The following is an 891-nucleotide window of genomic DNA, read 5'->3' on the forward strand; positions in this document are numbered from 1 at the left end:
TAATTATCCAAAATCAACGTGATACTTTTGGCTTGGCGATACTGACGATTAATTTTATCTAACATATTGATAAATAGATCAGAGTTTTTCTTTATACCACAGACATAGGTCACTTGACCTGTTCGTACCTCAAGGCAGCCTGCAAGGTAGTGCTTTTGATTTTTCCCCGGTGTCATTACGCGTTTTTGTTGTCCTTTTAGACACCAGTCTGCCCCGATTTTAGGATTCAGATCGATATCAACTTCATCTTCATAAAAAACAGGATGTTGCTCTGATACGTTGGCTAAGGCTTCGGTGATTTTTGCCATTTTTTCGTCATATTCAGGATCACACTTTTTGACGGTAGGAGCCGCTCTTCGCCAGACAATACCCACCTGACAAAAGTAACGATAAAGCGTACTTTTTGACAGTAATAAACCTAATAATTCATTGATTATCTGAGTGATAAGTTCAATACTCCAACGTGAACGCAAACAACCAAAATCTTGCGGGGAGTGTGATAATAAGAATGACAGCAAGCTAAAAATCGGGGCTAAATTCCATCGAGCAGGCCTTCCTCTTGGTAAGCTTTTTAACCCTTCCAGCCCATATAATGTTAACCAATTTATCCAACGATGGACGGAAGAACGTGAGCAATGAAGGGTTCTGGCGATATGAGAAACGGTCTGACCTTCATGTAACATTAAGAGTGCCATGAGTCGGCGGGCATAATCTTTATCCCGGGTTTTATGAATAAATTTTTTCATCTGACGTCGTTCACTTCGGGGTATTGGTGCTATGATTCGCATCACTCAGTCCATTTTGGGATTTTTTTTGATTTGGCGATTAATCAGATCGCAAAAATTGGACTGAGTTCCCTCCAAGTGATCTACTATTTTGAAAGCTTATTTA

1 protein-coding gene is annotated in these 891 nt (G+C 39.8%); it reads right to left on the minus strand.

The features are described from left to right. On the minus strand, positions 1–788 hold a 788-nt coding region (locus Xedl_RS19795; protein WP_074025442.1), incomplete at its 3' end, for an IS630 family transposase. Positions 789–891: the final 103 nt, after the last annotated feature.

Source organism: Xenorhabdus eapokensis (assembly GCF_001908105.1).